Raw genomic sequence first — 5,615 nt, 5'->3', positions numbered from 1 at the left:
CGCGTCGTACTCGTCAGGGGCGGATGGACTGCCCAATGGATGTGGTGCGTGGATTTCATGTGAGTTTTCATTTCGTTAACTTTGATTGGTTGGAGTTCCGGCGACGCTGGTAGTTGCTTGACCAGTATTCCCGTTCGTTCCGGCTCCAGTTTCTGGGCTCGGAGTTTCTTCGGTGGCTGGTTCTTCTGGTGATTCAGCCGGTGGTTCAGGTTCTTCCGGCGTTTGGGTAGGCGTCGGCTGTACATCTGGCGTTGTGGGCTGTGGTTGTGGCGCCTGGGTAGTGGGCTGCTGGGTCGGCTGAGGCTGTTGCTGTGTGGGCTCTGGTTGCGGATCGGGCTGTTCTGGCTCGAACGTTGGCTCTGGGGCAGGCTCAGGTTCACCACCGGTGCCATTGGAGTAGCTGACACGAATCTCGGAGCCTTCTTCGACCTCACCGGTTGGGTTCAATGCCAGCACGGTGCCGGCGGGTTCTGCGTCGTCGCGCTCAACACGCTCAACAGAAAAGCCCAACTCTTCAAGCTCGTCGGCAACTTCATCAATATCCCGACCCAAGTAATCGTCCGGGTCGATCGAAACGGTGGCAACAGTCTCGGTCGGTTCGGGCTGCGGTTCCTCATCTGAACCCAACGAGGCCACCAACAGGCCAATACCGGTCAGAACAGCCAAAATGACGACGGCGATGACCGGCCAGAACCACGGGCTGCGTTTCTTCTTGTCTTGGTCGCCGTATTCGTCGAATTCGGCGGTACCTTCCTCGGGTAGCGCACTGGGGGCGAGTCCGTTGGATTGTGCGGATAACGCGTTGTCGTCGGTTGGGGTGACAGGCAACGCAGCTGTGGCATCCGAAACGGGCGTACCTTCGGCGGGTACATCTGAGATGACCTGCGTGGCGTCCGGGTCGTTCATACCCTGGAACTGTTGGGTGTTGATCAGCTGGGTGGCGTCCGAATCAAAATCACCCGAGGTGATAAACGGAACCATGCCCGGCACGGCGGTGATTGCAGACTGGGTGTCCTGGCGGCGCAGGGCCTCGGCTGCTGTGGCCAGTTTGTCGGCGTCGGCCGGGCGGTCCTCTGGCTCCTTGGACAGCATCGACATGATCAAGGCACGCACTGGCTCGGGTATGGAGTCTGGTAGCGGTGGCGGATCGTCGTTGACCTGGGCCAGGGCGATGGCGATTTGAGACTCACCGGTGAAGGGGCGGTGGCCGGCGAGGCTTTCGTAGCCGATGATACCCAGTGAGTAGATATCGGAGGCGCCGGTGGCCTGTTGGCCGGTGGCTTGTTCTGGGGCAAGGTACTGGGCGGTGCCCATGACCTGGCCGGTGGCGGTCAATGGAACCTGATCGGCGAGGCGGGCGATACCGAAGTCGGTAACTTTGACACGGTTTTTGGCATCGATTATGAGGTTGCCGGGTTTGACGTCGCGGTGGACAAGACCTTGTGCGTGGGCGGCGGATAGGGCACGTGCTGTCTGGGCAATAATCGACAGGGTGCGGTCTGGCGACAGGACCTTTTCCCGGTCCAAAATGGCACTCAGCGGGTCACCCGGTACCAGTTCCATTACCAGATAGCCAGAGCCTTCTTCTTCACCGTAGTCAAAAACATTGGCCACACCAGGGTGGTTCAGCAGGGCGGTGTGCTGAGCTTCGGCCCGGAAACGGCGTAGGAAGTTGGGATCACCCGTGTATTCTTCCTTCAAAATCTTGATGGCGGTGATCCGACCCAGGACGGTGTCGCGTGCTTTCCACACTTCACCCATGCCGCCAATAGCGATCCGATCAGTCAGTTCGTATCGGCCACCTAGCGTCATTCCCGATATTGGTCTCACTGTTCGACCACCGCCTCCACGATTTTCTTCAGGTTTGTTGCGGTGAGCTGGCTGCCCACCGAATAGTCAGTATTGCGGTACACCAATGTGACCGCCACTTGCGGATCATCTGCCGGTGCAAAACCGGTGATCCACGAGTTCACTTTGCCCTCGGTACCGGTCTGCCCCGTCCCGGTCTTGGCCGCAATAGGAATCGATGAGCGGGCCGGCATGGCGGTACCCGACTGGACGACTTCCTGCATCATCCCGGTCATCTGTTCGGCAATCTCCGGTGTGATCGCTTCGGAATATACTTCCGGTTGCGGTTCTTCTAACACGTTGAGATCCGGACCGCGCACAGTATCCACCAGCTGTGGCAGCATCACGGTGCCGTCATTGGCAATACCAGCCGCAACCATATTCATTTGCAACGCGGTGGCTTGGACATCGAACTGGCCCAGGGAAGACTGCGCCAGGTTGGCCTGTGTCATTTCCTCTTCGGGGAAGTTCGACGGCGCTACGGACAGCGGGATGCTGATGGAGCTGTCATTGAATCCGAAGCGTTCGGCAACATCTAACAGTGCGTCTTGGCCCAGGTCCATTGCGGCCTGCCCGAACGGGGTGTTACAGGATTGGGCAAAAATCCAGGTTAAATCGGCCGAACCCCGACCGTCACAGATCCCGCCTTCGAAGTTGCGAATCGGAGTGCCAGACTGTGGCAGTTCCAGCACGTCGGGGAACGAAATACTGTCCTCGGGGGAGTACTCTCCGGATTCCAGCATTGCGATGGTATCAATGAGCTTGAAGGTGGAGCCCGGTTCGGTTCGGTCGGCGGTTGGCCGGTTTTCATACGGGGAGACCCCGGAGTCGACAATCTCGTCCATGTTTTCGGAAGCCTGCGACGTCGAGTGCACGGCCAGCAAGTTCGTGTCATAGTTCGGGCGCGAGGCCATGGCCAGGATGCGTCCGGTATCTGGTTCAGAGACCACCACGGACGCCACCATACCCTCGGGCAGCGCCGAGTAGGCAGCGCGCTGGACGTCTGGGTCGATTGTCAATTCAACGGACGCTCCGGGATTTTCCGCACCGGTCAGGGTTTGACGGATGCGTTCAATAAACAGGTCATCGGCGGTACCGGATAACCACCCGTTGAGCCGTTGTTCCAGCCCGGTCTGGCCATAGGCCAGCGAATAAAACCCGGTCAGCCCGGAATACAGTTCAGGGTCGTGATAGACCCGCTGGTAATCAAAACTTGAGGAATCACTGGGCACGGATTCGGCAATCGGTTCGCCACCCACCAGAATCGGACCGCGCGGGCCACCGAACTGTTTATAGAGTTCGCGCGAGTTGGCCTCGTGGCTGCGTAGATCATCGGCGCCGATGACTTGAACATAGCTTGCCGCACCAATGAGCACGAGGAAGGCCACGACGACGCCGTACCAGGCGTATCGAATGGATTCATTCACTAGCGTTCACCCGCCTCTACTGGTTGTCCCGGAACCGCGGCACCGGATCCAACACCGGAGGCATTGACCATGGGGCCTGCCACCATGGGTCGGTTGGCGGTGTGCGAAATTAACAACACGAGTCCGATAATCATCCAGTTTGCTAACAGCGAGGACCCGCCGGCGGCCATGAACGGCGTCGTCAGCCCGGTTAGTGGGATGACGCGCAGCACGCCACCGACAACGACGAACAGCTGAATGGCCATGGCACAACCTAGTCCGGCGGCCAATAATTTGCCGAAGGCATCGCGAGCTGACAGGCCGATGCGCATAATGCGGGTCACGAGTATGAAGAAGATCAGCAGGATCGCAGCCAGACCGACCAGGCCGAGTTCTTCCCCAAATGACGCGATGATCATATCCGAGTTGGCCGCGAATACTAGATCGGGCCGGCCTTCTCCAAGACCGGACCCAAATAGCCCGCCCGAGGCGAGGCCGAAGAGTCCCTGGACGACCTGGTGGGAGCCGTGTTCGGCGTAGATCATGTCCATGTCGAAAGCATTGAGCCAGCCGTCGATACGTGCTTGGACGTGCGGGAACAGGTTGACGGCGATGATGCCACCGGCGCCGACGGCGACCAGACCCAGGATGATCCAGGATAGCCGCGAGGTAGCCAGGTAGATCATGGACATGAACAGTCCGAAGAATAAGACGGCTGAGCCGAGGTCGCGTTGGAAGACCAGCACCCCCATAGCCACGAGCCAGGCGACAACTAATGGTCCGAGGTCTTGGGCGCGAGGGAAGGTCAGCGGACCAAGTTTGCGGCCGGCCAGCAGGATCAGATCGCGGTTGGCGCTCAAATATGAGGCAAAGAAAATGGCCAGGGTCAGTTTGGCGACTTCACCGGGCTGGAAGGAACCGATACCGAGGTTGACCCAAATCCGGGCACCGTAGATTTCCGTGCCGATAAATGGCAGAAACGGCAGGATCAGCAGGATGGCTGACGCCAACAACCACACGTAGGTGAACCGGCGCATGTGACGGTAGTCGATGATCAACCAGACGATGGCCATGGAAATAATGATCGACAGTGCTGTCCATAGCAGCTGGTTATTGGCCAGATTCGTACCCGGCGGGACCAGATCCAGCCGGTGAATCATGGCCAGACCCAGCCCGTTGAGGGTCAGGGCTAGCGGCAGAATGTACTGGTCGGCAAATGGTGCGCGCAACCGCAGCACAATATGGAAGGCAATGGCCAGGGCAAACATGACACCCAGCTGCACCCAGTATTGACTGTCCAGGGTCTGATCCATGCCCAGCCCGGAAAGCATGTAGGCACCCGAACCGATCGCCACGGCCATTACCATCAGGAAGATTTCGGTGATGCGCAGTGGCTTTTTGATCGGCCGGTCGGTTTCGACGGAGTCGATAGTGTTTGTCATTAGGGGTTGCCTCCTGTTGCGCCGGCGGTGGCTCCGGCTATTGAGGCGGATGCGGTTACGCCGTTGGCGGCCAAGGGGATGGAATCATCGGGCGGATCGGATGGTGAGACCGGCGGGGCCTCGGGGATCAGCGCGGCTTCCAAATCTACCAAGATTTCGTGGGCATGGTTCAGGTCTTGGGCCGGTAATCCGGCCTCAATACGCTGACGGCTGTATCCGGGTAAACGCGACAGCGGGATCTCTGTTGATTCTTCAACCGAAGACAGTTCAAGCGGGCCAAATGATTGCGGTACGCCCTGGAAAATTGCGACGTGGTCATCCGCGGTTCCGACATAGTATTGTCCGCGAATCCACAGGAAGCCCACAGCTAACGACGTCGCAAATAGGATTAAAAACACCCCGACCATGGTTAGCAGTGGCCAGGAGCGACGTTCGGATGGCACCGCATCTTCTTCAAGTTCGGCAGCACCTTGAGCCTGGGGGACTGGGGTGGCTTCGGATGCTCCGTGTAGGAGGGCTGCGGCACGCTTTTGGGAAGATGACCGGGTGACGATGGGGATCTGATCGGTATCGGTGGCAAGTTCGGCAGCCCCGACCAGTAGGTGAGGACGCGATCCGAGGTCGGCGCGCAGTAGTGCCGCAGAGACTGGTTCGCTGTTGGTGGCATTCGAGACTTGTAGCGCCGATTCGGTGAGCTCATCGGTCTTGGGGTCGTCATCGACGGTGACTTCGGCTTCGGCGGTTTCAAAGACCACGATCGTGACGTTATCCGGGGCACCACGTGCCAGGGTCTCATCGACCAGGTCGCGGCAGATCTCTTCCAGCGGTTTATCCGCACTCATCAGGCGTTGGATGGTCCCGTCATCGACCACGGCGTTGAGGCCGTCGGAGCATAGCATCCAGCGTTCACCGGGCTGGG

The 5,615-nt window shown here is 59.2% G+C and carries 4 protein-coding genes; all 4 read right to left on the bottom strand.

What is annotated here, in order from left to right; translation table 11 throughout:
• Nucleotides 1-75 precede the first annotated feature (75 nt).
• The gene (locus K8V32_RS08765) at nt 76-1,830 is read right to left on the bottom strand and encodes a protein kinase domain-containing protein (protein ID WP_303905949.1); all 1,755 of its coding nucleotides are present in this window, start codon (nt 1,828-1,830) and stop codon (nt 76-78) included.
• On the bottom strand, nt 1,827-3,275 hold the full coding sequence (locus K8V32_RS08760; RefSeq protein WP_303905947.1) for a penicillin-binding transpeptidase domain-containing protein: 1,449 nt from the start codon (nt 3,273-3,275) through the stop codon (nt 1,827-1,829). Before K8V32_RS08760 ends, K8V32_RS08765 begins: the two co-directional genes overlap by 4 nt.
• Complete coding sequence (locus K8V32_RS08755) at nt 3,275-4,696, bottom strand: FtsW/RodA/SpoVE family cell cycle protein (protein ID WP_303905944.1); 1,422 nt, start codon at nt 4,694-4,696, stop codon at nt 3,275-3,277. The genes K8V32_RS08760 and K8V32_RS08755 overlap by 1 nt, the downstream gene beginning before the upstream one ends.
• Nucleotides 4,696-5,615: PP2C family protein-serine/threonine phosphatase (locus K8V32_RS08750; RefSeq protein ID WP_369681055.1), on the bottom strand; the 920-nt coding region annotated here is incomplete at its 5' end. The genes K8V32_RS08750 and K8V32_RS08755, both read right to left, overlap by 1 nt.

The sequence above is a fragment of the Enteractinococcus helveticum genome (assembly GCF_020742345.1).
Lineage (GTDB): Bacteria > Actinomycetota > Actinomycetes > Actinomycetales > Micrococcaceae > Yaniella > Yaniella helvetica_A.
Note: the sequence above shows the minus strand (reverse complement) of the source record. Positions and strands in the feature narration are given on the sequence as shown.